The sequence below is a fragment of the Sphingomonas sp. 67-41 genome (genome assembly GCF_001899725.1).
Classification (GTDB): domain Bacteria; phylum Pseudomonadota; class Alphaproteobacteria; order Sphingomonadales; family Sphingomonadaceae; genus Sphingomonas; species Sphingomonas leidyi.
In genome coordinates this window covers 17,118-40,674 of record NZ_MKWJ01000017.1, presented here as the reverse complement: position 1 = coordinate 40,674, position 23,557 = coordinate 17,118, and the positions used below count along the sequence as shown (strand labels likewise).

At 68.2% G+C, this 23,557-nt stretch carries 28 protein-coding genes; 11 read left to right on the top strand and 17 right to left on the bottom strand.

Annotation, left to right across the window (positions count from 1 at the left end):
- Window positions 1-10: 10 nt before the first annotated feature.
- Window positions 11-652, bottom strand: a complete 642-nt coding sequence (locus BGP17_RS08890; protein WP_286711725.1) for a DUF2306 domain-containing protein — start codon at window positions 650-652, stop codon at window positions 11-13.
- A gap of 105 nt (window positions 653-757) precedes the next feature.
- On the opposite strand from BGP17_RS08890, the gene BGP17_RS08885 reads away from it, so the two are divergent.
- Entirely contained in the window at window positions 758-1,531 is a 774-nt protein-coding gene (locus tag BGP17_RS08885; RefSeq protein ID WP_286711724.1) for a LytTR family DNA-binding domain-containing protein, read from the top strand.
- A 41-nt stretch (window positions 1,532-1,572) separates the two neighbouring features.
- On the opposite strand, the gene BGP17_RS08880 is transcribed toward BGP17_RS08885, so the two are convergent.
- The 3 genes from BGP17_RS08880 to BGP17_RS08870 form a co-directional block, all read right to left on the bottom strand.
- On the bottom strand, window positions 1,573-2,760 hold the full coding sequence (locus BGP17_RS08880; protein ID WP_286711723.1) for a JmjC domain-containing protein: 1,188 nt from the start codon (window positions 2,758-2,760) through the stop codon (window positions 1,573-1,575).
- 156 nt (window positions 2,761-2,916) lie between these two features.
- Window positions 2,917-3,921, bottom strand: coding sequence for a transferrin-binding protein-like solute binding protein (locus BGP17_RS08875; protein ID WP_286711722.1), 1,005 nt, complete (start codon window positions 3,919-3,921; stop codon window positions 2,917-2,919).
- A gap of 235 nt (window positions 3,922-4,156) precedes the next feature.
- On the bottom strand, window positions 4,157-4,729 hold the full coding sequence (locus BGP17_RS08870; protein ID WP_286711721.1) for a hypothetical protein: 573 nt from the start codon (window positions 4,727-4,729) through the stop codon (window positions 4,157-4,159).
- A 159-nt stretch (window positions 4,730-4,888) separates the two neighbouring features.
- On the opposite strand from BGP17_RS08870, the gene ychF reads away from it, so the two are divergent.
- Entirely contained in the window at window positions 4,889-5,986 is a 1,098-nt protein-coding gene (gene ychF / locus BGP17_RS08865; protein ID WP_167301136.1) for a redox-regulated ATPase YchF, read from the top strand.
- 12 nt (window positions 5,987-5,998) lie between these two features.
- Here the strand turns inward: ychF and BGP17_RS08860 are convergent, their stop codons facing one another.
- From BGP17_RS08860 to BGP17_RS08850, 3 genes are all read right to left on the bottom strand, one after another.
- Window positions 5,999-7,324: an acetamidase/formamidase family protein gene (locus tag BGP17_RS08860; RefSeq protein ID WP_286711720.1), complete on the bottom strand. Its 1,326-nt coding sequence runs from the start codon at window positions 7,322-7,324 to the stop codon at window positions 5,999-6,001.
- 126 nt (window positions 7,325-7,450) lie between these two features.
- Window positions 7,451-8,908 carry an alpha/beta hydrolase gene (locus BGP17_RS08855; protein WP_286711719.1) on the bottom strand — a complete coding sequence of 486 codons (1,458 nt, stop codon included), beginning with the start codon at window positions 8,906-8,908 and terminating at the stop codon, window positions 7,451-7,453.
- Window positions 8,909-8,960: 52 nt separating this feature from the next.
- Window positions 8,961-9,368, bottom strand: coding sequence for a MerR family transcriptional regulator (locus tag BGP17_RS08850; RefSeq protein WP_286711718.1), 408 nt, complete (start codon window positions 9,366-9,368; stop codon window positions 8,961-8,963).
- 23 nt (window positions 9,369-9,391) lie between these two features.
- On the opposite strand from BGP17_RS08850, the gene BGP17_RS08845 reads away from it, so the two are divergent.
- From BGP17_RS08845 to BGP17_RS08835, 3 genes are all read left to right on the top strand, one after another.
- Window positions 9,392-10,150, top strand: coding sequence for a glutaredoxin family protein (locus BGP17_RS08845; RefSeq protein WP_167301139.1), 759 nt, complete (start codon window positions 9,392-9,394; stop codon window positions 10,148-10,150).
- Between the two features lie 116 nt (window positions 10,151-10,266).
- A complete protein-coding gene (locus BGP17_RS08840; RefSeq protein WP_286711717.1) occupies window positions 10,267-11,550 on the top strand; it encodes an alkaline phosphatase family protein in 1,284 nt (427 codons plus the stop codon).
- A gap of 108 nt (window positions 11,551-11,658) precedes the next feature.
- Window positions 11,659-12,111: a MaoC family dehydratase gene (locus BGP17_RS08835; protein WP_167301202.1), complete on the top strand. Its 453-nt coding sequence runs from the start codon at window positions 11,659-11,661 to the stop codon at window positions 12,109-12,111.
- A gap of 9 nt (window positions 12,112-12,120) precedes the next feature.
- Here BGP17_RS08835 and BGP17_RS08830 read toward each other — a convergent pair whose 3' ends face one another.
- The 5 genes from BGP17_RS08830 to petA form a co-directional block, all read right to left on the bottom strand.
- Entirely contained in the window at window positions 12,121-12,453 is a 333-nt protein-coding gene (locus BGP17_RS08830; RefSeq protein ID WP_167301141.1) for a hypothetical protein, read from the bottom strand.
- 111 nt (window positions 12,454-12,564) lie between these two features.
- Window positions 12,565-13,101, bottom strand: a complete 537-nt coding sequence (locus BGP17_RS08825; protein ID WP_167301142.1) for an adenine phosphoribosyltransferase — start codon at window positions 13,099-13,101, stop codon at window positions 12,565-12,567.
- 79 nt (window positions 13,102-13,180) lie between these two features.
- Window positions 13,181-14,017, bottom strand: a complete 837-nt coding sequence (locus BGP17_RS08820) for a cytochrome c1 (RefSeq protein WP_086131027.1) — start codon at window positions 14,015-14,017, stop codon at window positions 13,181-13,183.
- 15 nt (window positions 14,018-14,032) lie between these two features.
- The gene (locus tag BGP17_RS08815) at window positions 14,033-15,292 is read right to left on the bottom strand and encodes a cytochrome b (protein WP_167301143.1); all 1,260 of its coding nucleotides are present in this window, start codon (window positions 15,290-15,292) and stop codon (window positions 14,033-14,035) included.
- A gap of 12 nt (window positions 15,293-15,304) precedes the next feature.
- Window positions 15,305-15,856 carry a ubiquinol-cytochrome c reductase iron-sulfur subunit gene (gene petA / locus BGP17_RS08810; RefSeq protein ID WP_086131025.1) on the bottom strand — a complete coding sequence of 184 codons (552 nt, stop codon included), beginning with the start codon at window positions 15,854-15,856 and terminating at the stop codon, window positions 15,305-15,307.
- A 201-nt stretch (window positions 15,857-16,057) separates the two neighbouring features.
- Here petA and BGP17_RS08805 point away from each other — a divergent pair, with 201 nt between their 5' ends.
- The 3 genes from BGP17_RS08805 to BGP17_RS08795 are packed head-to-tail and all read left to right on the top strand — an operon-like array spanning window position 16,058 to window position 17,948.
- Window positions 16,058-16,507 carry a tRNA (cytidine(34)-2'-O)-methyltransferase gene (locus BGP17_RS08805; RefSeq protein WP_167301144.1) on the top strand — a complete coding sequence of 150 codons (450 nt, stop codon included), beginning with the start codon at window positions 16,058-16,060 and terminating at the stop codon, window positions 16,505-16,507.
- Window positions 16,504-17,346 (top strand): oxygen-dependent coproporphyrinogen oxidase, encoded by an 843-nt coding sequence (gene hemF / locus BGP17_RS08800; protein ID WP_167301145.1) that lies wholly within the window; start codon window positions 16,504-16,506, stop codon window positions 17,344-17,346. Before BGP17_RS08805 ends, hemF begins: the two co-directional genes overlap by 4 nt.
- Window positions 17,347-17,348: 2 nt before the next feature.
- Complete coding sequence (locus BGP17_RS08795) at window positions 17,349-17,948, top strand: GNAT family N-acetyltransferase (RefSeq protein WP_286711716.1); 600 nt, start codon at window positions 17,349-17,351, stop codon at window positions 17,946-17,948.
- Here the strand turns inward: BGP17_RS08795 and BGP17_RS08790 are convergent.
- Window positions 17,912-18,652, bottom strand: coding sequence for a hypothetical protein (locus BGP17_RS08790; RefSeq protein ID WP_286711715.1), 741 nt, complete (start codon window positions 18,650-18,652; stop codon window positions 17,912-17,914). The genes BGP17_RS08795 and BGP17_RS08790 overlap by 37 nt on opposite strands.
- The gene (locus tag BGP17_RS08785) at window positions 18,649-19,482 is read right to left on the bottom strand and encodes a DUF7847 domain-containing protein (RefSeq protein ID WP_167301148.1); all 834 of its coding nucleotides are present in this window, start codon (window positions 19,480-19,482) and stop codon (window positions 18,649-18,651) included. Before BGP17_RS08785 ends, BGP17_RS08790 begins: the two co-directional genes overlap by 4 nt.
- Before the next feature lie 94 nt (window positions 19,483-19,576).
- Between BGP17_RS08785 and lipB the strand changes: the two genes are divergently transcribed.
- From lipB to BGP17_RS08770, 3 genes are all read left to right on the top strand, one after another.
- Entirely contained in the window at window positions 19,577-20,218 is a 642-nt protein-coding gene (lipB, locus tag BGP17_RS08780; protein ID WP_286711714.1) for a lipoyl(octanoyl) transferase LipB, read from the top strand.
- A 114-nt stretch (window positions 20,219-20,332) separates the two neighbouring features.
- Window positions 20,333-20,569, top strand: a complete 237-nt coding sequence (locus BGP17_RS08775; RefSeq protein WP_167301149.1) for a hypothetical protein — start codon at window positions 20,333-20,335, stop codon at window positions 20,567-20,569.
- A 182-nt stretch (window positions 20,570-20,751) separates the two neighbouring features.
- Window positions 20,752-21,432: a hypothetical protein gene (locus BGP17_RS08770; RefSeq protein WP_286711713.1), complete on the top strand. Its 681-nt coding sequence runs from the start codon at window positions 20,752-20,754 to the stop codon at window positions 21,430-21,432.
- Between the two features lie 149 nt (window positions 21,433-21,581).
- On the opposite strand, the gene queE is transcribed toward BGP17_RS08770, so the two are convergent.
- The 3 genes from queE to BGP17_RS08755 form a co-directional block, all read right to left on the bottom strand.
- Window positions 21,582-22,214: a 7-carboxy-7-deazaguanine synthase gene (queE, locus tag BGP17_RS08765; protein WP_167301151.1), complete on the bottom strand. Its 633-nt coding sequence runs from the start codon at window positions 22,212-22,214 to the stop codon at window positions 21,582-21,584.
- 12 nt (window positions 22,215-22,226) lie between these two features.
- Window positions 22,227-22,910 carry a 7-cyano-7-deazaguanine synthase QueC gene (queC, locus tag BGP17_RS08760; protein ID WP_167301152.1) on the bottom strand — a complete coding sequence of 228 codons (684 nt, stop codon included), beginning with the start codon at window positions 22,908-22,910 and terminating at the stop codon, window positions 22,227-22,229.
- 172 nt (window positions 22,911-23,082) lie between these two features.
- Window positions 23,083-23,490 (bottom strand): hypothetical protein, encoded by a 408-nt coding sequence (locus BGP17_RS08755; protein ID WP_167301153.1) that lies wholly within the window; start codon window positions 23,488-23,490, stop codon window positions 23,083-23,085.
- Window positions 23,491-23,557: the final 67 nt, after the last annotated feature.

Genomic DNA, 23,557 nt, shown 5'->3' with positions numbered 1-23,557 from the left:
GGCGGCGACATCATGAACCGGGCCGGCCCCCCGCGCGTCGCAGCCAGAGCTCCGCCACGACAAGGTTCGGAACCCAGGCCAGGAACGAGATGGCCCGGTACCAGGGCAGGAACGGCAGATCCAGGACCATGACCAGCGGCAGATAGAGCCGCAGCGTGACCGCCGCGAGGGTGAGCGCCCAGGAGCGGATCATCCAGCGGCGATGCACGGCGAAGCGGCCCTGCAGAACCGCACGCCAACCAAGGAGAGTCACGGCGATCCAGGCGATGGCGAGGCTGCCGAAGCCCGTCGAGGCGATCGGGCCCGCCGAGGATCCGGACGCCAGGATCAGCCCCGCCGCACCCCCGACCAGGCATCCCATGACATAGAGCCGGCCGATCCATCGGTGCGGCGGAATCGCGCCCCGGCGCAGGGCAGGCAGAAATTGGAACGAACCCAGCACGAGCGCGACAACCGCGCCGGCGACATGCACGAAGAGCCATGGAACCCCTTGCGGGTTGTGCAGCGCCTCGGCCGGCCTGCGTGGGGGATGCAGCAGATAGTGCGCGGAATAGACGGCGATCCCCAGGCAGAGAATGGCCAGGATCATCCAGGCGATGCGGACGGACCAGGGCGCGGGCCCGGATGGCAAGGTTGCGGCGGTGGTGGTCAAGCAGGGGTCTCCATTGGCGGTCTCGCCGAACCTCGTTGCCGGTAGGGCGGCGGCTCGCTAGGCCCTGCTTCGCGAATGGTGCGAGGATTGCGCGAACGGAGCCGCATGGACGGTTGGGCGATGGGGCGGGAAGAGCGAGCGGCGCGGCGATGGGCGATCGACATCGCCATGCTGGTGGCGTTCGGCCTGTTGATGGGGTTCCTGGGCCCGTTCGCCTCGGAGCGCCTGCCCGTTGTGGGGCGCTATGTCTATTGGATGATCTGCATGGTCGGCGGCGGGCTGATCGGCGTGGTGGCGGACGATCTGCTGCGCCGGCGCATGGCGCGGGACTGGCGAAGGATAGCGGTGGTCTCGGTGCTGATGACGCCGCTCGTGTCGCTGCTGGTGCTGACTACCGAGCACGGCCTCATCGGCGGGCCCTTCGATTGGCGAAGCTACCAGCGGCTGCTCTGGCAGGTATGGCCCATCCTGCTGGCCGTCCTGGTGGTCCGCACCCTGGTCTGGCGGCGCTTGCCCGGGCGGATCGAGACGCGGACCATCGTCGCCCCGCCGCTGCCCGAGGCCGAGGCCGGCTTCAGGCGGCGGCTCTCGGCGAAACGGCGTGGGGCCCGGCTGATCGCGATCGAGGCGCATGATCACTATCTGAAAGTCCATACCGACGCCGGCGAGGAACTGATCACCCTGCGTTTCGCCGATGCGCTGAACGAGCTGGCGCGGGCCCATGGCTGGCGCGTCCATCGCTCCTGGTGGGTGGCCGCCGATGCCGTGGAGGATGTGCGCTGGCGGCGCGGCGCGGGCGAAATCCGCCTTGTCGGCGGCCTCGTGACGCCCGTCAGCCGCACCTATGCGCCGACGCTGAAGGAAGCGGGCTGGTTCTAGGCTGTCTCGACATTCGGGCTGAACGCCCGGTCCTTCCCAGCCTAGAGCGCCGGCCGATAGGGCTGAACCAACCCCAGCCGGATGAGCAGCGCGAGCAGCGCATCCACCTCGTCCGCCGGATGATGGGCAAAGCGGGCCCGCACCTCCTGCGCGCTCACCGCCGGACGATCGAGCACATATTCCGCCGCATCGGCGACGGGGCCGAGCGGCTGCTCGCCGCCGCCGGCTCGCAGCACCGCGCCCGTCTCGAGCCAGGCGACCGTGCCGGCACGATCGGTGCGCGCATAGAAGTCGAGCAGCGGCCGCTCGGGCAGTGCCAGCGCCCGGCCCGGCGCGGCGAGCCGCCGCTGGCGGACCGCCACTTCCTCGTGCAGCGCCCGGCTGCGCGCCAGTTCGGCCAGGCGTTCGCCCAGTGCCGCGAGCTGATCGGCAAGCGCCGCGCCTCCCCCCTCGCGCGCGTCGGCGAGATAGGCGCGGAAGGCCGGCTCGCGGAGCGCCATCTCCTCCAGCAGCTCGAACAGCAGCTTGCCCGAATGCGGGGTGATGCCGATGGTCAGGTGGAGCGATTCGGCGGAGCTCGCCAGCGCGTCGTGAAAATAGCCGCGCGGGATATAGAGCACGTCGCCGGGCCGCAACGTGACGTCCATCAGCACGGGGCCCTTGGCGGCGTCGATCCGTGCCTGGGCATCGTCGCCCTGCAGCGGCGCAATCGGATTCTCGGCGCGGTTCGCGTAGATGCGCCAGCGCTTCTCGCCGACGCAGTGGATCGCGAACACTTCGTGCAGGTCGCAATGCGAGGCGAAGGCCTGGATGCCCTGGAACGAGCAATAGAGGTTCGCCTCCGCGCGTGCCGCGAACTGCCGCGCCAGCGCGTCGGTGAGGCGGCGGATCTCGGGTGCCACTTCCTCCACCGCATCGGCGACCAGGCTGGCGCCCATGGCGAGGAACATCTCGACCTTGGCAGGATTGGCGAGCCGGCGGACGCCGCCGCGACCGGGCACCGGGTCCATGTAGAAATCGGGCGAGACCGGCGCGCTGTTGAGCAGCAGCTTGATGTGCTCGGCGCCCCAATGGGTCCGCACGCCGAGCAGCGCGTTGAGCCGCGCCCAGCCGATCACCGCCTGGCGGTTCGTCCCCGCGGGCGCGGGAATATGGACCGGCTTGCGGCCCCAATATTCGCCAAGGAATTGCTCGGGCGCCAGCGGCGCGATCAGCTCGGAGAGATCCACCCGGTCAAGCTAGGGTCCGTGCTCGATACTGGCAACGGCCGTGATCGGGCAGGGCCCCTGGCGGCAGGGGGCGATGCGCGTCGATCCCGCAAGCAGACGGCGCCGCCTCCCCCGGGGGAAGCGGCGCCGCGAAAGCATCGATCCTGAGCAAAGCGCCTATTTCTTGCCGATGACCACGCCGATCAGGCGCTGCTGGGCGCCACCGAGCGTGCCCGAGGCCGAGAAGACCACGCCGATCTGCTCGCCCTGCGAACCGAAGAAGCCACCGGCCAGCGTGCCCGAGAGCGGGCTCGCATTGGTGAAGCTGCCGGTCCACTGGTTCTGGCCGACCGGGATGGCACCCTGCGCGGTGAAGTTGGCATAGGCCACCTGCGCGCCGCCGCCCGCCGGGATCGTGCTGAGCGTGAAGGCCATGTCCACCACGCCGGTGGCGAAGTTCACGTTCACCGTCACCGTGCCGGTGACCTGGTTGATCGTGGTGGTGGTGCCGCTTGTGCTGACCAGGCGGCCGGTGATCCGGTTGGTATAGGTGACCGTGCCGGTGGTCGGCATGTCGGACAGCGCCGTCGAATAGCCCCAGGCGGTATAGGCCAGGCGCTTCTGGCCCGCGGTCGAATCGCCGCGCCACCAATTGGCATAGCTCACCCGGGTGAGGGCCAGCCCGGCATCGCTGGTGATCGTCGTCGGGATCACGTTGTTCAGATACTCGACCTGGGCGAACTTGCCCGCGGTGGTCGCATCGTTGGTGCGGAAGACGAACTCGGGATTGGCCGCCGCCGAGGGCGTGACCAGGGTCGAGGTGCAGGTCTGACCGGTCGGCACGCAGAAGCGCGATTCCTCGGTGTTCTCGCGCATCACATAGGTGCCGGTATTGATCGCCGAATCGGTGGCGAGGCGCACGCGGGTCGACAGCGTCTCGGTGCTGGCGGCGCCGAGCGTCACTGCGCTGGTCGCCGGATCGCCGGTATAGCTGATCGCGGCGCTATAGGTGTTGAATTCGGCCGCCGCGGCGAGCGGGAAGGCGGCATAGGTCGGCGACGGCGTCGGCGTCGGCGTGGGGCTCGCAGTCGGAGTCGGCGTGGCGCCGCCCTTGCCGCCACCGCAGCCCGACAGCGCAACCGTCGCGGCGAGCGCGCTCATGAACATGTGACGGCGAATCATTCCCTGCTCCTCAAAAACACGCGGGCACCGAAAGGGCTCACCCCTGTACCCCAGATGAACGGCCCCCAGTCAAGCCGGACGGACCGGCTAATCCGGCTCCAATGCGGCGTTTTGAGGGCCTGGAAAGGCGAAACCGCGCATCGCGGCCCCACCTGCCTCCCCCGCGGGGACGGAGCCGCGCATGCCAACCCGCAACCGCTCGTCGCCCAGGCGCCACGCGCGGTCGCGGTGCCGATCAGGCCTCCTTGTCCTTCAGCGACTTGCGGAGCGCCTCGATCTTGAACATGCGCGCCACCTTGTCCTTCCCCGCCAGCGGGCCCTTGCCCATCTCGGCGGCGAACTGAACGCACTGGCCGACCATGTTGAACCCGCGGCCGCTGCGCTCCAGGTCGGAGACCTTGCCGTCGCCATTGGCATCCTTGCCCGCGCGGAACTTGGCCTCGACCGTCTTCGGATAGGCCCAGTCGGCATATTGCTGGATCGTCGCGCGCGAGAGCGCCGGGGCGCCGTCCTCGCCCGCGGGCAAGGTCTGGTCGCCGAGCGAGGCTTCGAGCTTCTCGCGATAGAAATCCTCATACAGCTTGGCGTCGCCGGCGACGGCGGCGATCGCGGCCTTCTGCCAGCGCAGCGCGGCGAGGCAGTCGAAATTATGCTCGACGCTGTCCTTGAGCTTCTGCGCCTTCTCGGCATCGGCGGCACGCGCGGCCGCTTCCTCGTTCGCCTTCTTGTTGGCGGCACTGTCGTCGCAGGCGGAAAGGCCTAGTGCGAGCGCGAGGCCGGCCATGGCGAGATTCCCGATACGGATCATTGCTTCTCTCCCCTCTTTTATCGCGGCACTCTGCCATGCGGCCTCCCCAAGTCAACGCGATGGCCCAAGTCGACGCGCCGGCCCCGGTCAACGCGCTGGCAAAAGCGGCGCATTGCCTCTATCGGGGCGCCTTTCCCAATACATTGGAACAGGCTTCACATGGGTTTCCGCTGCGGCATCGTCGGGCTTCCGAACGTCGGCAAGTCCACGCTCTTCAACGCGCTGACCGAGACGGCGGCGGCGCAGGCGGCGAACTATCCGTTCTGCACGATCGAGCCGAACGTCGGCAACGTCGCCGTGCCCGACCCGCGGCTGGACAAGCTCGCCGGGATCGCGGGCTCGGCCAAGATCATCGAGACGCAGCTCGGCTTCGTCGACATCGCCGGGCTGGTGCGCGGCGCCAGCAAGGGCGAGGGCCTGGGCAACCAGTTCCTGGGCAATATCCGCGAAGTGGATGCGATCGTGCATGTGCTGCGCTGCTTCGAGAATGACGACATCCAGCATGTCGACAACAAGGTCGACCCGATCGCCGACGCGGAGACGGTGGAGACCGAGCTGATGCTCTCGGACCTTGAGAGCCTCGAGAAGCGCGTGCCCAATTTCCAGAAGAAGGCGGCGCAGGGCGACAAGGAGGCCAAGGCGGCGGCCAGCGTGCTCGGCCAGGCGCTCGACCTGCTGCGCGACGGCAAGCCCGCGCGGCTGACCCAGCCCAAGGACGTGGACGAGGAGCGCATCTTCCGCCAGGCGCAGCTGCTCACGTCCAAGCCCGTCCTCTATGTGTGCAACGTCAACGAGGAGGATGCGGCGAACGGCAACGCCTTCTCGGCGCGCGTGTTCGAGAAGGCCGGGGCCGAAGGCGCCGAGGCGGTGGTCGTCTCGGCGGCGATCGAGGCCGAGATCGCGACCATGCCGGCGGAGGATCGCGGCGAGTTCCTGGCCGAGCTGGGGCTGGAGGAGACCGGCCTCGCCCGCGTGATCCGCGCCGGCTACAAGCTGCTCCACCTGCTGACCTTCTTCACCGTCGGCCCCAAGGAGGCGCGCGCCTGGACCGTGCATGCCGGCGCCAGCGCGCCCGAGGCGGCGGGCGTGATCCACAGCGACTTCGAGAAGGGCTTCATCCGCGCCGAGACGATCGCGTACGAGGATTATGTCGCGCTGGGCGGCGAGGCGCGGGCGCGCGAGGCGGGCAAGCTGCGCGCCGAGGGCAAGGCCTATGTCGTCAAGGACGGCGACGTGATGCACTTCCTGCACAGCTGAGGCCGCCCGGCCTCACGGCTTCGGCGCTCCCGGCAGCGTGGCAAGGCGCGCCTTGGGGATCTTGAGCACCATCCCCGCGGCGCGGCCCGGCACCGCGCTCACTCGATATTCGGCGGCGGTGCCGAAGATCTGCGCGATGTCGGCCGGGGCAAGGCCATAGTCCGCGGCGAGCCAGGCGAACATGCTCGAAGAGGCGCTGCGGAACGACGCGTCGAGCGAGCCGTCCAGGCCGATCGCGACGATATGGGTCGGCGTCTCGATACGCACCTGGCCGGCGCGCTTGCCGCGGACCAGATCGACTTCGACTTCGACGTCCATCGAAGTCTCCAGCGCGTCGCCGGTGGTCTCCCCATCGCCCTGCAGCGCATGGCCGTCGCCGAAATAGAGCAGCGCACCCGGCACGGCGACGGGGAAATAGACGGTCGTCCCCTCGCCCATCTCGTTGAAGTCCATGTTGCCGCCGAACCGGCCGACATCGCCCGATCCCGGCGCAGCCAAACTGGGATCGGCCGCCACGCCGATGCCACCGAGCATCGGCTTGACCGGCACCCAATAGCCCTTCAGCGCATCGCCCGGCGCCTCGGGCATGGCGATGCCCTTGTCGCGGTCGAGCCGCCAGGTGACCGGCTTGCCCAGCCCGGCCATGCGCACCGCGGTGCGCGCATCCTGCCCGCGCTCGGTCATGCCGTTGGTGCTGATCGCCGTGTCGCGGTTGAGCCGGAGCCGGCGGATGCGCACGACCAGCGTGTCGCCGGGCATGGCGCCGTCGATATAGAAGGGCCCGGTCTGCGGATTGCCGGGCGCGGCGCGGCGCACGCCCTTGGCGTCGATGCCGGCGGCGTCGATCGTCGCGGTGTGGATCGTGTCGCCCGGATTGACGTGCAGCACCGGCGGGTTGAACGCCGAGAACTCGCGATAGAAGCGCTCGGGGACGAATTCATGCCGGCGCGGCGGCCCGCCGCTCGGCTGCGGCGCGCGCTTGGCGGTGAAGCTGAGGCGATGCGGCATGCGCGCCTGCTCCGCGCCGTCGATCAGGATCATCTCGCCGGCGATCCGCCCGTTCGCGAGCCGGGCAGTCACATCCTCCGATCCGCCCACCTTGTCCTTGGCGAGGAAGCGGATCTCGTTGCCCTTCACCGTGCCGGTGAGCACGTCGCCGGTCAGGTCGCCGCTGATCCGGTTGCCGTCCTGCGCGAGGTCGAGCGTCCAGATCGTCGGCGTGCCGAAATAGTCGACGGTGACGATCCAGCGCCCGGCGAGCTGCGCTGTCTGCGCCTGTGCCGTCATCGGCGCCGCGCATGCCAGCGCCGCCGCCATGCCCCAGATTCCGCCCCGCATATCGCCTTCCCCCCGCAACTTCGTTTCGCCCCGGAAACGGAGCGGTGACTGAACCCCGAATGAACCGGCCGCCGGTTCGCGGCTGAACGCCGCGCGAATCGGACCAAGCACTGCGCCTGTGCCGGTTCAGCCGCCGGTCGACGGCAGCGCGAAGCGAACCGGCGCCGCCTCGACCCGGCTGGGCAACCTCGCCATCTCCCCTTCGCGCAGGAAGCGCAGCACCGCGGCGGCGAGATCGGGATGGTCGCGCAGCAGCGGCAGCGGGCCGTTGTGCTGCCCGCGATGGACGATCAGCGCGCGGGCATTGGGGAACCAGGGCAGCAGATCGAGCAGATTCTCCATCGGCGTGTTCGCGTCCCAATCGCCCTGGACGAACAGGATCGGCGTCTCGTCGCGCACCGGCAGGCGGAAGCCGTCGCCCAGGTCCGCGGTGGGCCACAGCCCGGCCGAGGCCGTGTAGGTCGCGAAGTTCCAGCGGCCGAGCATGTCGAGCGCGGGATCGCTTTCGAGCTGCGCCAGCCGCGCCGCGGTGACGCCGGTGGCGGTGTCGATCAGTGGGCCGATCAGCGACTGGGTGCCGGCCTTGCGCCCATCGGCCACTTCGCGCGCCCAGGCCTGGTAGCGGCCCAGATGGAGATCGATGACGAAGGCCGGCCACCGCGCGGCGTTGATCACCTTGGCGAACAACGCCTGCTGATAGTCGCCGAGCCCGATCACGACCTTGCCCTCGGGCAGGTCGACGGTGATCGGCCCCCTGGCGAAGCGATCGCGCACCGCACGCGCCGCCGCGATCAGCCCGCCCTGGGGGAGGAAGGGCCGCAGCGCCGGATCCTGCTCCGCTTCGAACGCGACGCGCTGGAGGACGGCGAAGACATGGCCGGGCATGTCATAGCCGTTGTTCAGCGGCTCGGCCGAGGCGATCAGCGCGCGCGCCACCGTGCCGGGATGGCGCTTCAGCACCGCGAAGCTCCATTGCGAGCCGAAGCTGGCGCCCATCAGCCCGATCTTCGGATAGCCGAGCGCCCGGCGGACCGCGTCGACATCGTCCGCGCATTCGGCGATCGTATAGCCGGCCAGGTCGTGCCCCGGATTGGCGGCGGCGGCCTCGCGGGCCAGCCGGCGCATCACCGCGACATCGTCCTCGACCGTCGAGGGGCGGTCGAGCGGCATCGCCGGATAGCGCAGCTCCAGCATGTCGCCGCGCAGCGTGTAGCCGCGCTGCTCGACGATCACGAGGTCGTTGGTCGCGCTATAGTCGAGCCAGGTCCCCAGGCGGCGCCTGGCGGCCGGGCTCTGATCGCCGATCGTATCGAGCATGGTGACGCCGGGGCCGCCGACGAGCAGGAAGATCGGCGGCTGGCCGTTCGGCTTCGCCGCCTTGATCCGCAGCACGCCCACCGTGATGCGCCGGCTGTCGGACTTCGCCCGGTTCTCGGGAACGTCGATCGCGCCGATCTCGTAGCGGACCGGGCGGCCATCTCCCGCGGTCTCGGTGCCCGGCGTGAGGGCAAGCGCCTCCTTCGCCGATGCGGGCACGGCCCCCGCCAGCCCCAACGCCATGATCAGCCCGAACAGAATCCGCATCCGCCCCTCCCCGATTCGCGGCATCGTGGCGCGCGCGAAATGAACGGCGGGTTTATCCCTCGAACGCCGTGAGGATGGGGCATGGCCCGGCGCCGCCCCCGCCGCATTCGCGCGCCAGCCTGGCAAGCGCATCGCGGGCGGCGGCAAGCTCGGCGATCCTGCGGTCGAGCACCAGGATCTGCTCGCGGGCCAGGGCGCGGGCGCGGGGACGGTCGTCGCGCGCGTCGAGCGCGAGCAGCTCGCCGATTTGCTCGAGCGTGAAGCCCGCCGCCTGGGCCGAGCGGATGAAGCGCAGCCGGCGCACGTCCTGCGCGCCATAGCGCCGCACCCCGCCATGATAGCCGCGCTCGGGCTCCGCCAGCAGCCCGCGGCGCTGGTAATAGCGGATCGTCTCGACGCCGACGCCGCCCGCCTCCGCCAATTTTCCGATCGTCAGCATATCGCCTTGACTCCGTACCATGGTACGGACCCTATATGGCGCGCATGACTGGAAACGCAAAGCGCGCGACGCTCTATCGCATGGTGATGCCCGATCATGTCTGCCCCTATGGCATCAAGTCCAAATGGCAGCTCGAGCGGCACGGCTACACGGTGGACGATCATTGGCTGACGACGCGGGAGGCAACCGACGCGTTCAAGTGGGAGCACAGCGTGCAGACCACGCCGCAGACCTTCATCGACGGCAAGCGGATCGGCGGCAATGACGACCTGACCCGCTTCTTCGGCGGCAGGGTCGCCGCGCCGGGTGCGACCAGCTATCGCCCGGTGATCGCGCTGTTCGCCATGACGGCGGCGATGGCGATGGCGGCGAGCTTCGCGGCGACCGGTTCGCCCTTCACCGTGCGCGCGGCCGAATGGTTCGTGAGCTTCAGCATGTGCGTGCTCGCGATGCTCAAGCTGCAGGACGTCGAGAAATTCTCGTCGATGTTCCTCAACTATGATCTGCTCGCGCGGCGCTGGGTGCCCTATGCCTATGCCTATCCGTTCCTGGAGGGGCTGGCGGGCGTGCTGATGGCCGCGGGCGCCCTCCCCTGGTTCGCCGCGCCGCTGGGCCTGACCATCGGCACGATCGGCGCGGTCTCGGTGTTCAAGGCAGTCTATGTCGATCGGCGCACGCTCAAATGCGCCTGTGTTGGCGGCAGCAGCAACGTGCCGCTGGGCTTCGTCTCGCTGACCGAGAATCTGTTCATGATCGGCATGGCGCTGTGGATGATCGCCGGGCCCGGCGGCATGGCGATGTAGGCACGGGAGACCCGCCACCCCCAGGGCGGGACGGCGCCCGGCCAGGCATGGTTTGCCCGGCCGGGCGCCGGCATGTAACGACTTACCCCCGCAACATTTCGCTGTCAGGGGGCCGCATGCGCTGGTATTCGAAGATCGCCGCCGCGGCACTGGCCGCCATTCTCCAGGCTTGCGCGACCGCGCCGGTCGCCGCGCCGCCGCCCGCCGCGGCGCCCGCACCGGCCGTGGCGGAGCAGCGCCCGCCCGTGACGATCCTGGTCTCGATCGACGGCTTCCGCGCCGATTATCTGACGCGCGGCGTGACGCCCAATCTCTCGCGCCTCGCCGCGGGCGGCGTCACCGCGCCGATGCACCCGAGCTTCCCGTCCAAGACCTTCCCCAATCACTGGACGCTGGTGACCGGCCTCTATCCCGACCATCACGGCATCACGGCCAACAAGATGGAGGACGCGGCCCGGCCGAAGGAAGTCTTCACCATGATGAGCGACGACCCGTTCTGGTGGAACGCGGCGGCGCCGATCTGGGTCGATGCCGAGAAGGCGGGCATCCGCACCGCGACCGAATTCTGGCCCGGCGCGAACGTGGCGATCGGCGGCGCGAAGGCGGACAAATGGCCCTATCAGATCCAGGGGGGCACGCGCCCGAGCGACTGGGCGCAGTTCAACCAGGCGATCCCCGGAAAGCAGCGCGTCGACGCGGTGATCGACTGGCTGCGCCGCCCCGCCGCGACTCGGCCGAAATTCCTGACCGTCTATTTCGACACGATCGACAATGCCGGCCATATGTATGGCCCGGACGATGCGCGCACCACCGATGCGGTGGCGGACATCGACCGGACGATCGGCCGGCTGCTCGACGGACTGGCGGAGCTCGGCCAGCCCGCCAACCTGGTCATCGTCGCCGATCACGGCATGGCGCAGACCAGCGGCAAGCGCGCCATCTCGATCGGCAAGTTCCTCGAGGCCAAGGACTATCATCTGGTCGAATCCGGCCCCTATCTGAGCCTGATCCCCACTCCGGGGCGCGAGGCGGCAGTGGAAAAGGCACTGCTCGGCAAGCACGCGCATTTCGAGTGCTGGCGCAAGGCGGAGATTCCGGCGCGCTTCCACTATGGCACCAATCCGCGGATCCCCCCGATCTTCTGCCTGGCGGAAACCGGCTGGCAGATCGGCGAGAAGGATATCGACCCCGACCGGATCGACGGCACGCACGGCTTCGACAACATGTCCCCGGAAATGACCGCGCTGTTCATCGCCAACGGCCCGGCCTTCCGCCCGGCGACGCTGCCGGCCTTCACCAATGTCGACGTCTATCCGCTGCTGCGCGACCTGATCGGCCTGCCGCCCAAGGCCGGGGTGGACGGCACCGACGCGCCGTTCCGGGACGCGCTGGTCAAGTAATCCGCTCACCCCGTCATCCCCGCCCTCGCGGGGATGACGCGCAGAGAAGACGGGGATGGCGAATAGAGAAGACTTGCCATGGATGAGTTTTCATCCGAAACTGATCCCATGCTCTATCTGGACGACATGCAAGTTGGCACGAAGCGGAGCTTCGGCCGTTACGAGGTCACGCGCGAGGAAGTGCTCGACTTTGCGCGCCGATATGACCCGCAGCCCTTCCACCTCTCCGACGAAGCCGCCGCCGAGACGCATTTCGGCCGGCTCGCGGCCAGCGGCTGGCACACCTGCGCGATGACCATGTCGATGTTCGTCGCCGAGATGGCGGTGCATCCCCAGGCCAGCCTGGGCGCCGCCGGCGTGGACGAGCTGCGCTGGCTCAAGCCCGTCCATCCGGGCGACGTGCTCCGCTGCGAGAGCGAGATCCTCGAAGTGAAGCCCTCGCGCAGCCGGCCCGACATGGGCAGCATGCGGACGCAGACGACCACCTACAACCAGCATGGCGAACCGGTGCTGCGCTTCATCGCGCTGGCGCTGATGCGGCGGCGCCCGGCAGCCGGCTAGGGCCGCCGCTCAGCGCCGCCGGTGGCCGCCGCCAGGCCCGCGGAAATCATGCCAGTTGTTCCGCCAATGCGGGTTGCCGCGCCAGTTGGTGCGGCGATTCTCCCAATAGCCGCGCTGCACGTCGTTCCAGGGGTGGCGGACCCGGGCGCGATCATAGACGTAATAGCCGGTGCCGGGATAATAATAGTCGCCGTACCAGCCCCAATAGGGATCGCCCCAGGCGGCATCATAGCCGACCGCAACGCGGCCGCCATAGCCGTAACCGTCGTCGACGCAGCCGCCAAGCGCGGCCGCCCCGGCGATGCCGGCGGCGAAAACCATGGATTTTAGGACGAAGCGCATGTCCGGTCTCCTGGCGGGAGACGCGGCACGGAGGCGGGATCGCACGTTCGCGCCCCCGTATCGAGCTAAATGACCGGCGGGACGGATGGTTCCGCGCCCGTCATCATCCCTTCAATGCCCGTCGAACGCCACCAGCGCATGCACTCCGATCCCGTCGCCGCGCAGCGCATCCGCGCCGCCCAGCTCGGGCAGGTCGACCACGAACGAGGCCTGGGTGACGTGCGCGCCGGCCTTGCGCAGCAGCCGCACCGCGGCGCGGGCAGTGCCGCCGGTGGCGATCAGGTCGTCGACCAGCAGCACCCGGGCGCCCGGCGCCAGCGCGTCGGCATGGATGGCGATCCGGTCGGTGCCATATTCCAGGGCATAATCCTCGGCGATCGTCGCGCCCGGCAGCTTGCCGTCCTTGCGGACCAGCAGCATGCCCGCGCCGAGCTTCACCGCCAGCGCCGCGCCGAACAGGAAACCGCGCGCCTCGATCCCGGCGACGAGATCGACGGGCCCGTCCACCGCCGCAGCCATCCGCTCGACGGCGAGCCGCAGCCCCTCGGCATCGAGCAGCAGCGTGGTGATGTCGCGGAACATGATGCCCGGCTTGGGGAAGTCGGGAATCGTCCGGATGCGCTGCCGGATGTCGTCATTCTCAGCCATCGAAGCCCTCGAAACAGGAATCCCGCCCTGGCGGTGCCGGGGCGGGATTCGATACGGCCAATACTGCCGCCGAAGCGGATCAGTGCTTAACGCCCGCCCATACCGAGCGATAGGCGCCATAGGTCAGGAACGCCGCGAAGATCAGGAAGCCCAGCACGGCGAGGCCCGCCGCATGGCGCGTCTCGAGCGTGGGTTCCGCCGTCCAGACCAGGAACGCCGCCACGTCTTCCGACATCTGCGGGATCGTCGCACGGGTGCCGTCCGAATAATTGACCTGGCCGTCCTGGGTGAGCGGCGGCGGCATCGCGATGTTGAGGTTCGCGAAATAGGGGTTGAAGTGCATCCCGTCGGGCGTCTTGGCGAATTCCGGGAAGTGCTTCAGCGCCTCCGCCGACGGCTTCTCGTTATAGCCGGTCAGCAGCGAGTGGACATAGGCCGCGCCGTTATGCCGCGCCTTGGTGATCAGGCTCAGGTCCGGCGGCGTGCCGGTGCCGGGATAATAGACCTTGGGGAAGCGATCCGACGGCACATTGTCGCGCTCGCCCCAGGTCCCGCCCTTCTCGTCGAACACCGGCTGCTTGGTGCCCCAGTCCTTGGCGATCTTCTTCACCTCGGCATCGGTATAGCCGAGGTCCTTCAGATTGCGGAACGAGACCAGGTTGAGCGAGTGGCAGGTCGAGCAGACATCCTTGTAGACGAGGAAGCCGCGCTGCAGCTGCCGCCGGTCGAACTTGCCGAGCAGCCCGTCCGAGGCGAGCTTCAGCGGCTCCGGATGCTTGTGCATCATGTGCTCGGCGGTTTCCGCCGGCGGCTCGTAGATCACGCCCTTGACCGAGCCGAAGAGCGCGATCGCCAGCACGAGGATGAAAGCACCGCCGACCAGGAACTTGATCGATTTGATGAACAGCGAAGTCATTGTTCCCAGTCCCCCTTACGCGCCGGTCTTGGCCAGCACGGCCTCGGTGATCGAGCCCGGCAGCGGCTTCGGCGTTTCCAGGTGCGAGATGATCGGCACGACGATCAGGAAGTGCGCGAAATAATAGGCTGCCGCGATCTGGCTGACGATCACATAGAGCGGCTCTGCCGGCGAGCCGCCGCAATAGCCGAGCACCAGCACGTCCGCCACGAGCACCCAGAAGGCGATCCGGTACATCGGGCGATAGCTGCCCGAGCGCACCGGCGACTTGTCGAGCCAGGGCAGGAAGAACAGGAGCAGGATCGACCCGAACATCGCCAGCACGCCCCACAGCTTCGCCGGCAGGATGAAGTCCGCGGTGAAGGCGCGCAGGATCGCGTAGAACGGCCAGAAATACCATTCGGGGACGATGTGCGCCGGGGTGGAGAGCGGGTTGGCCGGGATGTAGTTGTCCGGATGGCCCAGCAGGTCCGGCGCGAAGAAGATCAGCGCCGAGAAGGCGATCAGGAAGACCACCACGCCCAGGCCGTCCTTCGCGGTGTAATAGGGATGGAACGGCACGGTGTCCTGCTCGCCCTTCACCTCGACGCCCGTCGGGTTCGACGAACCCGGGATGTGCAGCGCCCAGATGTGGAGGATCACGGCGCCCGCGATCACGAAGGGCAGCAGATAGTGCAGCGAGAAGAAGCGGTTCAGCGCCGCATCATCCGGCGCATAGCCGCCGAGCAGCCAGATGCGCACCCAGTCGCCGACCACCGGGATCGCCGAGAAGAAGCCGGTGATCACCTGCGCCCCCCAGAAGCTCATCTGTCCCCAGGGGAGCACATAGCCCATGAAGGCGGTGGCCATCAGCAGCAGGAAGATCACCACGCCGAGCAGCCACACCATCTCGCGCGGCGCCTTGTACGACCCGTAATAGAGGCCGCGGAACATGTGGATATAGATCACCACGAAGAACATCGAGGCGCCGTTGGCGTGGGCGAAGCGCAGGAACCAGCCCGCGTTCACGTCGCGCATGATGCCGACATTCACCGAATCGAAGGCGCCCGCGGCCGACGAATGGAAGTGCATCGCCAGCACGATGCCGGTGATCAGCTGGCAGACCAGCGCCACTCCGGCGAGCACGCCGAAATTCCACCAGTAATTGAGGTTGCGCGGCACCGGATAACCGGCGCCGACGGCGTTGTAGACGAAGCGCGGCAGGGGCAGACGCGAGTCCACCCACTGCATCAGCGGATGCTTCGGCTCATAATGCTTGGCCCAGGGAAAGCTCATCGCGCTCTATCCTCACCCAACCACGACGACAGAGTCGGACGTGAAATTATATTTCGGAACCTCGAGGTTCTTCGGCGCCGGCCCCTGGCGGATGCGGCCGGCGGTATCATAGGCCGAGCCGTGGCAGGGGCAGAAATAGCCGCCGAACGGCCCGCGATTCTCGCCCTCGCCCGCGCCCAGCGGCACGCAGCCGAGATGGGTGCAGACGCCCAGCGTGATCAGCCAGTTGGTATGGCCCTTCGCCGTGCGCTGCTCGAGCGTCTGCGGATCGCGCAGGCTGGAGAGCGGCACCGCGTCCGCCTCGGCGATCTCCTTCGGCGTCAGGTTGCGCACGAACAGCGGCTGCTTGCGGAAGCTCGTCTTGATCGCCTGGCCCGGTTCGATCTTCGACACGTCCACCTCGGTGGTGGACTGTGCGAGCACATCGGCCGACGGGTTCATCGAATTGACGAGCGGCAGCACCACGACGCCCGCACCCACAGCCGCCACCGAAACGGCGGCATATTGCAGATAATCGCGGCGGCGGGGATTTTCGAGACCGGCGAGATCGCCTTCAATTGCCATGTTTACCCCTTGCACTTCGAACTTGCCGCGGCGGACGCGCGGGTAGGACGTGACGCAGACACGGGCGCTAAGGCCCCCCTCGCGGCCCACCGGTGTCTCCCGGCTAAGCCAGCTGGCCTGATAGACGGCGCCCAAGCGCTTCGGCAACAGGGATTTTGAACGACTTGCTGCGCCGGGCGCGGGGACGCTAGGAGCGACACCATGCGACTAGCCCTGTTCGAGCCCGATATCGCCGGCAATGTGGGTGCCGTGCTGCGCCTCGGCGCCTGTTTCGGCGCACCCGTGGATCTGATCGAACCGATGGGATTCGCCTGGAACGATGCGGCGCTGCGCCGCGCCGCGATGGACTATGGCGGCCAGGCCGATGTGATCCGCCATGTCGATTTCGATGCCTTCGCCGCCGGGCTGACCGGCCGGCTGGTGCTGTTCACCACCCGCGGCGCCGAGCGGCTGGACATCGCCCGCTTCCAGCCGGGCGACACCTTGCTGTTCGGATCGGAGAGCCGCGGCGCTCCCGATCACGTCCACGCCCGCGCCGATCTTGCCGTGCGCATCCCGATCCGGGCGGGGTTGCGCTCGCTGAACCTCGCCGTATCGGCGGGCATCGCGCTCTCCGAGGCGCTCCGCCAGACCCAGGGCTATCCCGAATGAACCGACTCGACGAACAGCAGCAGCGCGCCCGCACCTGGTTCGAGAGCCTGCGCACATCGATCTGCACCGCATTCGAGGCGATCGAGGCGGAAGCCGGATCGGACGCGCGCTTCGAATATATCCCCTGGGATCGCACCGATCCCTCGGGCGAGCCCGGCGGCGGCGGCGTGCGCGGCGTGATGAAGGGCAAGGTGTTCGAGAAGGTGGGCGTCAACGTCTCCACCGTCGGCGGCACGTTCGAGGGGGAATTCGCCAAGTCGATCCACGGCGCCGGCGACGACCCCAAATTCTTCGCCACCGGCATCAGCCTGGTCGCGCACATGGCCAATCCGCACGTGCCCGCAGTGCATATGAACACGCGCTTCCTCACCACCACCAGGCGCTGGTTCGGCGGCGGGGCGGACCTGAACCCGCCCATCCCCTATGCAGAGGATACCGGCGAATTCCACGCCGCGCTCGCGGCCGCCTGCGATGCGCACGATCCCGAACATTATCCGCGCTTCAAGAAATGGGCGGACGAATATTTCTACATCCCGCACCGCAAGGCGCATCGCGGCGTGGGCGGGATCTTCTACGACCATCTGGAGAAGGACTGGGAGGCGGACTTCGCCTTCACCCAGGATGTCGGCCGGACGTTCCTGGACGTCTATCCCCGCATCGTGCGGCGGCGGATGGGCCTGCCCTTTGGCGAGGCCGAACGCCGGCAGCAGCTCGAATGGCGCGGCCGCTATGCCGAGTTCAACCTGATCTACGACCGGGGCACCCTGTTCGGGCTGAAGACCGGCGGCAATATCGACGCGATCCTGATGAGCCTGCCCCCGATGGCGGCGTGGAGCTGAGCATGGGCCTGATTCCCGTCGCCGACGACCAGGTCGCCACCATCGTCACCGCGCTCGAGATGCTGGCCCGCCCGCGGCCCCGGCCCCTGCCCGATTCGCCGCTGCGGCTGGTGCGCTGGCCCACGCCCGATCCGGCCAAGTATCGCGCGCTGTTCCGGCGCGTCGGCGAGCCCTGGCTCTGGTTCTCGCGGCTCGTGATGGACGCGGAGCGCCTGGCCGCGATCCTCCACGACCCCGGGGTCCATGTCTTCGCGGTGGTCGATCGCGCGGGGATCGAAGTCGGCATGCTCGAGCTCGATTTCCGCACCGAGGCGACTTGCGAGCTGGGCTTTGTCGGGCTGGTGCCCGAGCTGGCGGGCAAGGGGCATGGCGGCTGGCTGATGGCGCAGGCACTGACGCTCGCCTGGACGCCGGACGTGACGCGCGTCTGGGTGCACACCTGCACGCTCGACCATCCGGGCGCGCTCGGCTTCTACCGCAAGCATGGCTTCGTGCCCTACAAGCGCACGGTGGAGACGTTCGCCGATCCGCGGCTGGCGGGCGTGCTGGCGCCCGGCGCCGCGCCTCAGATCCCCTGCCTGGGCGCCCCGGCCAGCCGATAGGCGGCGATGCGGATCAACGCGAGCGCGACCCAGGCGCCGCCGCCGAGCAGCGCGGTGACGAGATAGGAGACGGGCGCAACCGCCTGCGCGCCGCCAATGAGCGCGGCGATGGTCCCCAATATCCCGCCGGTGAGGATCACCAGCCCGAACGCCAGGAACATCGTCATCGATGCCAGGCCCAGCAGCGCGAAGCCCGTGAGGCCGGCGCTGCGCCGCCATCCCTCGCGAAAGGCGCCCAGCACGCCCGCGGCCGGATCGGCGGCCAGGGCGGGCCCCGCCAGCCAGGTCCGCGCCACCACGAACAGGCCGGGGATCACGAACAGCGAAAGGCCGAAGGAAAAGAGCAGCCCGGCGATCAGGTTGAGCACGAAGAAGGCGGCAAAGCGCTTCAGCGTGATCAGCAGCACTTCGCCGAGCGTGCGCCCGCCGCCCTGGAGATAGAGGTTGAATATCGCGAAGGTGCCGAAATCGATGGCGATGTTGATCGCCAGGATCGCCGGCAGGTTGGCGGTATAGAAGGCCGTCAGCGCCTGGCGCAGCTTCTCGGGATCCTCGGTGGCCGGCAGCGCGAGGCCCGCAAGGAGCAGCGCCGCACCCAGCATCGGCACGACGAAGAACATGCCCGCCAGCGCCACGAGGAGTTCGCGCTCGGCGCGCCACAGGGTGACGGCATCGGCGAGGATGCCGCGGCTGGTAAGGCTCATGCCCGGAACGCGCCTTCGCGCAGCCCGGCATCGGCCGCCAGAGCGAGATAGAGCTTGGCGGTGAAGGCGGGCACCAGCACGGTGAAGCCGGTCTGCACCGCGGCGACCACGATCGAAGTGAGCACGCCGGCCAGCGTGATCCCCTCGGCCGGGCCGCCGGTGACGAGCGCGAAGATGCTGCCGAACACCATGTTGGCGGCGAGCATGGAAACCCAGGAGACGAGCGCGAAGAGCAGGATCACGCCGATGATTCGCCAGGTCATGCCACGGGTGAGCTTCCACGACTGGCGAAGCGCGGAGAACATCCGCTTCTCGCGCACGATCACCGGATTGGTGACGAACAGCCGCGCGCCGACCCACAGGAGCAATGCGACCAGCACCAGCCCGTAGAGCGCGATGCCGCCGGCGATCTGCGGGCCGAGCCCGACATTGGCGCCGCGCGCGATCTCCATCAGGTCGTAGCCGTTCAGCTGCAGCGCCAGCGGGATCGGCAGCACCAGCACGAACATCACCGCGAACAGCAGCACCGAGACCGCGAGCGCCGGCAGCAGCCGGTCCCGCCCGATCACGCCGGCGCCGCGCACGCTCGCCATGTCGAGCGCCATCGCCGAGATGGTGAGCGAGCCCCAGAGCGAGAGGATGCCGAAGGCGAGCTGGACAAGGTAGAGCGACAGCACCAGCCCGGGGCTCCCCCCGGTCTTGGCCGCCTGGAAGCTGCCCTCGATCGAGGCCGGCACGAAGAAGGCGAGCAGCGCCACGGGCAGGATCGCGCCCAGATTGTCGCTCAGAAACTCCGCCGTCCGATCCCAGACGGTGCCCATCTTCGCCATGCGCCCGATGTCCTCCCTCCAACCGGTGTTAGCGGGCGCGCATTATGTTGCCAATGCTTGCGCAATCGCTTTCGGATGCGCAATTCGCATGCCGATGGACCAGGATATCGAATGGCGGGTCGCGCCGGAGCCGATCGAATATGGCGCCGCGCTGGCCGAGATGGAGGCGCATGTCGCGGCGCTGACCGCCGGCACCGCGCCCGAACGCATCTGGCTGCTCGAGCATCCGAGCGTCTACACCGCCGGCACCAGCGCCACCGATGCGGGCGAGCTGATCGACCCGCGCTTCCCCGTGTTCCGCACCGGGCGCGGCGGCCGCTATACCTATCATGGGCCCGGCCAGCGTATCGGCTATCTGATGCTCGACCTGCGCCGGCGGAAGCGCGACGTGCGCGGCTATGTCCATGCCGTGGAAGGCTGGGTGATCGCCGCGCTGGGCGAGCTGGGGATCGAAGCGTTCCGCGCCGAGGGGCGGATCGGCATCTGGACGCTCGACCAGACCGGCCGGGAAGCCAAGATCGGCGCGATCGGCGTACGCATCCGGCAATGGGTGACCATGCATGGCTTCGCAGTGAATCTCTCGCCGAACCTGAGCGATTTCGGCGGAATCGTCCCGTGCGGCATCGCCGAGTTCCCCGTCACCAGCGCAGCCGCGCTCGGCAAGCCGGTAACATCCCGGCAATTCGATTCGGCGCTCCATGCCACATTTTTGCCATTTTTGGACGCTCTCACCTGAGCGCAGGTCAAATCGAGTCTTGAGGGGTTTGCCCGAACCGTCTAATGTCCACTCCGGTTTGGGTATTAAACGGCGTAACCGTAATCCAAATCCATTATCTAGGGAGCTTTCTACATGCGTGCAGTCATTTCGAAGATCGTTGCGGGCTCGATGATCGCCGGCGCGGCCCTCCTGGCCTCGGCGTGCACCAGCAACGAGTCGACCAACGTGACCAACACCACCGAAGTCGTTCCGACCGAGAACGTGACCACCGACACCATGGTGACCAACATCGACGCCGCCGCCACCGAGAACGGCGCCGTGGTCGAGAACGCCACCACCGTCGAGACCAACACCACCAACGCGCACTGATCGCGCGCCCGGTAGGGTGTTTGAAGAAAGGGCCGTCCGGGCGACCGGGCGGCCCTTTTCGCTTGCCGATTTGCGATGAAATGCCGGCATGGCACGGCCCGGATGGTAAAAAAGGGCTTCAACCCGGACTCGGAACGCCGTAACCCGTGCGCACGGGGTCAACTGGTAGTTTTCGAGGCAGCATGTTCGCATCGCGTATCGCACTTATGCTGGCCGGGGGGATCGGCCTGTTCGGATCCGCGCCGGCTTCGGCGCAATTCTTCCTCAAGCCCGCCAATCTCGAGAGCGGGCGAGTCACCGGCGCCGAGCCGGGCATGACCGGCCCGGCGCTGCCGGGCGCCACCGCCGCCGAGCTGCGCGCCGCGCTCGCCTGGAACCTGCGCGCCGCGCTCAACGTCGCGGCGCTCCAGTGCCAGTTCGAGCCCACGCTGTTGTCGGTCGACAACTACAATTCGCTGATCAAGGATCACGCGATCGAACTGCGTGATTCCTACGCTGTGCTCGAGAAATATTTTGAACGAGCATACAAGAACAAGAAGCAGGGCCAGCTAGAGCTCGACAAGTACGGCACCCGCATCTACTCGGGCTTCTCGACTGTTCAGGGGCAGCTTTCTTTCTGCCAGACGGCGGCCGCAATCGGCCATGATGCCGTCTTCGTGAAGCCGGGCAAGTTCGGCGACCTGGCACAGGACCGGATCAAGGAACTCCGTGCCAGCCTGGGGCCCTGGGGCGAGCAATATCGTCCGTCGGGCTATATCGTCACCGGCATGTACGGCGTGAAGATGCCGCCCTTCGGCAACGACAAGTGCTGGAAGAAGGGCCAGTATCAGGTCAAGAAGTGCGGCCCGCTGCTGATCGATTGAGTTCGGGTGCCTCCCCCTCCTGAAAGGGAGGGGCCAGGGGCGCGTTTGAAAAGGCCGGGCCCGATGCCCGGCCTTTTCCGTTTTCGGCTACCGCCCCGCCTGGCGCGCCGCGTTCGCGCGCCCTCCCAGCTGGGCGAGCGAGGCCGCTCCTAGCGCAGCCCCAGCATCTTGTGCGTCTGGAGCGTCAGCCGCCATTTCGGCCGGTCCATCGCGAAGGCGATCGCGGCCTCGATATTCTCCTGCGCTGCCGCGCTGTCCATCGGCTGGATGAGGAAGTTGGCGAAATCCCAGCCCTCGAGCATCTCGACATCGGTGCCGGGCTGCGGCCAGACCAGCTTGAGCTCGTCGCCGGCGCGCTGGACGACTTCGCTGCCCGCCTTGGGGCTGATGCACACCCAGTCGATTCCCGGATGCACCGGCAGGGTGCCGTTGCTCTCGATCGCGATGCGGAAGCCGCGGCCGTGGAGCGCATCGACCAGCGCATCGTCCACCTGGAGCATCGGCTCGCCGCCGGTGAGCACGGCGAAGCGCGCCTCCGCCCCCTCGCCCCAATGCCCGGCCACCGCGTCGGCCAGCGCAGCGGCATCAGCGAACTTGCCGCCACCCAGCCCGTCGGTGCCGACGAAATCGGTGTCGCAGAACCGGCAGACCGCGCCGGCCCGGTCGGCCTCGCGCCCGGTCCACAGATTGCACCCGGCGAAGCGCACGAACACCGCCCGCGCGCCGGCATTCACGCCTTCGCCCTGAAGGGTGAGGAACATTTCCTTGACGCTATAGGTCATGGCCCCGGCCCCCTATGGATGGGTCGCGTACCGGGTCGGGTCGGGGATGCCGGCTTCCTCGAAGCCCTTCGCCCGCAGCCGGCAGCTGTCGCACAAGCCGCAATGCAGCCCGCCCGGCGCCGGATCGTAGCACGACCAGCTGAGGCCCATGTCGAGCCCGAGCCGCGTGCCTTCGCGCGCGATATCCGCCTTGGTCATGTGCTGGAGCGGCGCGCGGATGCGGAAGGGCGCGCCTTCCACCCCGGCCTTGGTCGCCAGCTCCGCCAGCTTCTCGAAGCCTTCGATGAACTCCGGGCGGCAATCCGGATAGCCCGAATAATCGAGCGCATTGACGCCGATATAGATGTCGCGCGCGCCCGAGGCCTCGGCCCAGCCGAGCGCGAGGCTGAGGAAGATGGTGTTGCGCGCCGGCACATAGGTGACGGGGATATCGTCGCCCACACCGTCCTTGGGCACGTCGATATCGGCGGTGAGCGCCGATCCGCCGAATGCGCGCAGGTCCATCGGCATCACGATATGGCGTTCCGCGCCCAGCGTCGCGGCGATGCGGCGGGCGGCGGCGAGTTCGATCTGGTGGCGCTGGTTATAGTCGAAGGAGAGCGCGTACAGCCGATACCCCGCCTCGCGCGCAAGCGCGGCCGAGATCATCGAATCGAGTCCGCCGGAAACCAGTACAATTGCAACGCTGTCTGTCATCGGCGCGCCCTACTCCGGATTTCGCCGCGAGGCAAAACGCGTCGCCAAGCGCAAAATGGGCCGCCCGTAAGCGGCCCAGTTTCTTGGGATAACCCATGCCAGAGAGGAAAGTGCTCACTAGGAGCGAGGTGCAATATAGCCCGGCAGCAGTGAAATAAGGGTTAAATCCCGTTCAGCCGCAGGCACCGGCCCGGCGCGCCTCATATTCCTGCTCGAACGGCGAGCCGTCGAGCACGCCCTGGGTCTCGATCCGCACCAGCCGCGGCGTCTCCACCGTGATCGTGGTGCGGCCCTGGCCATGCCCGGTGCAGGTATAGCGCACCGTCGCCGCATGCTGGTCCTGGGCGACCACGAACTGCTCGCAGGATGCCGTGCCATGGGCGAGCTGGATGAAGCTGTTCGGCCCGGCGAAGCAGACCTTGCGCTCGCCGCCGCGCCGCTCCTTGAGCAGCCATTGGCCGCGCTCGATCTGCGAAAGCACTGCCTGGGTGGAGGAACGATGGGCCGCAGCCGGCCCATCGCCCACGATAAACAGCGATGCGCCGGCAAATGCCGCACACACCAGACGCTTGAACAACATGCGCAACGTCCTCCCGTCGCGAGCTCGAGAGCCCGCGCCCTTTGCAGCCGATATGGCGCGAGTCCGC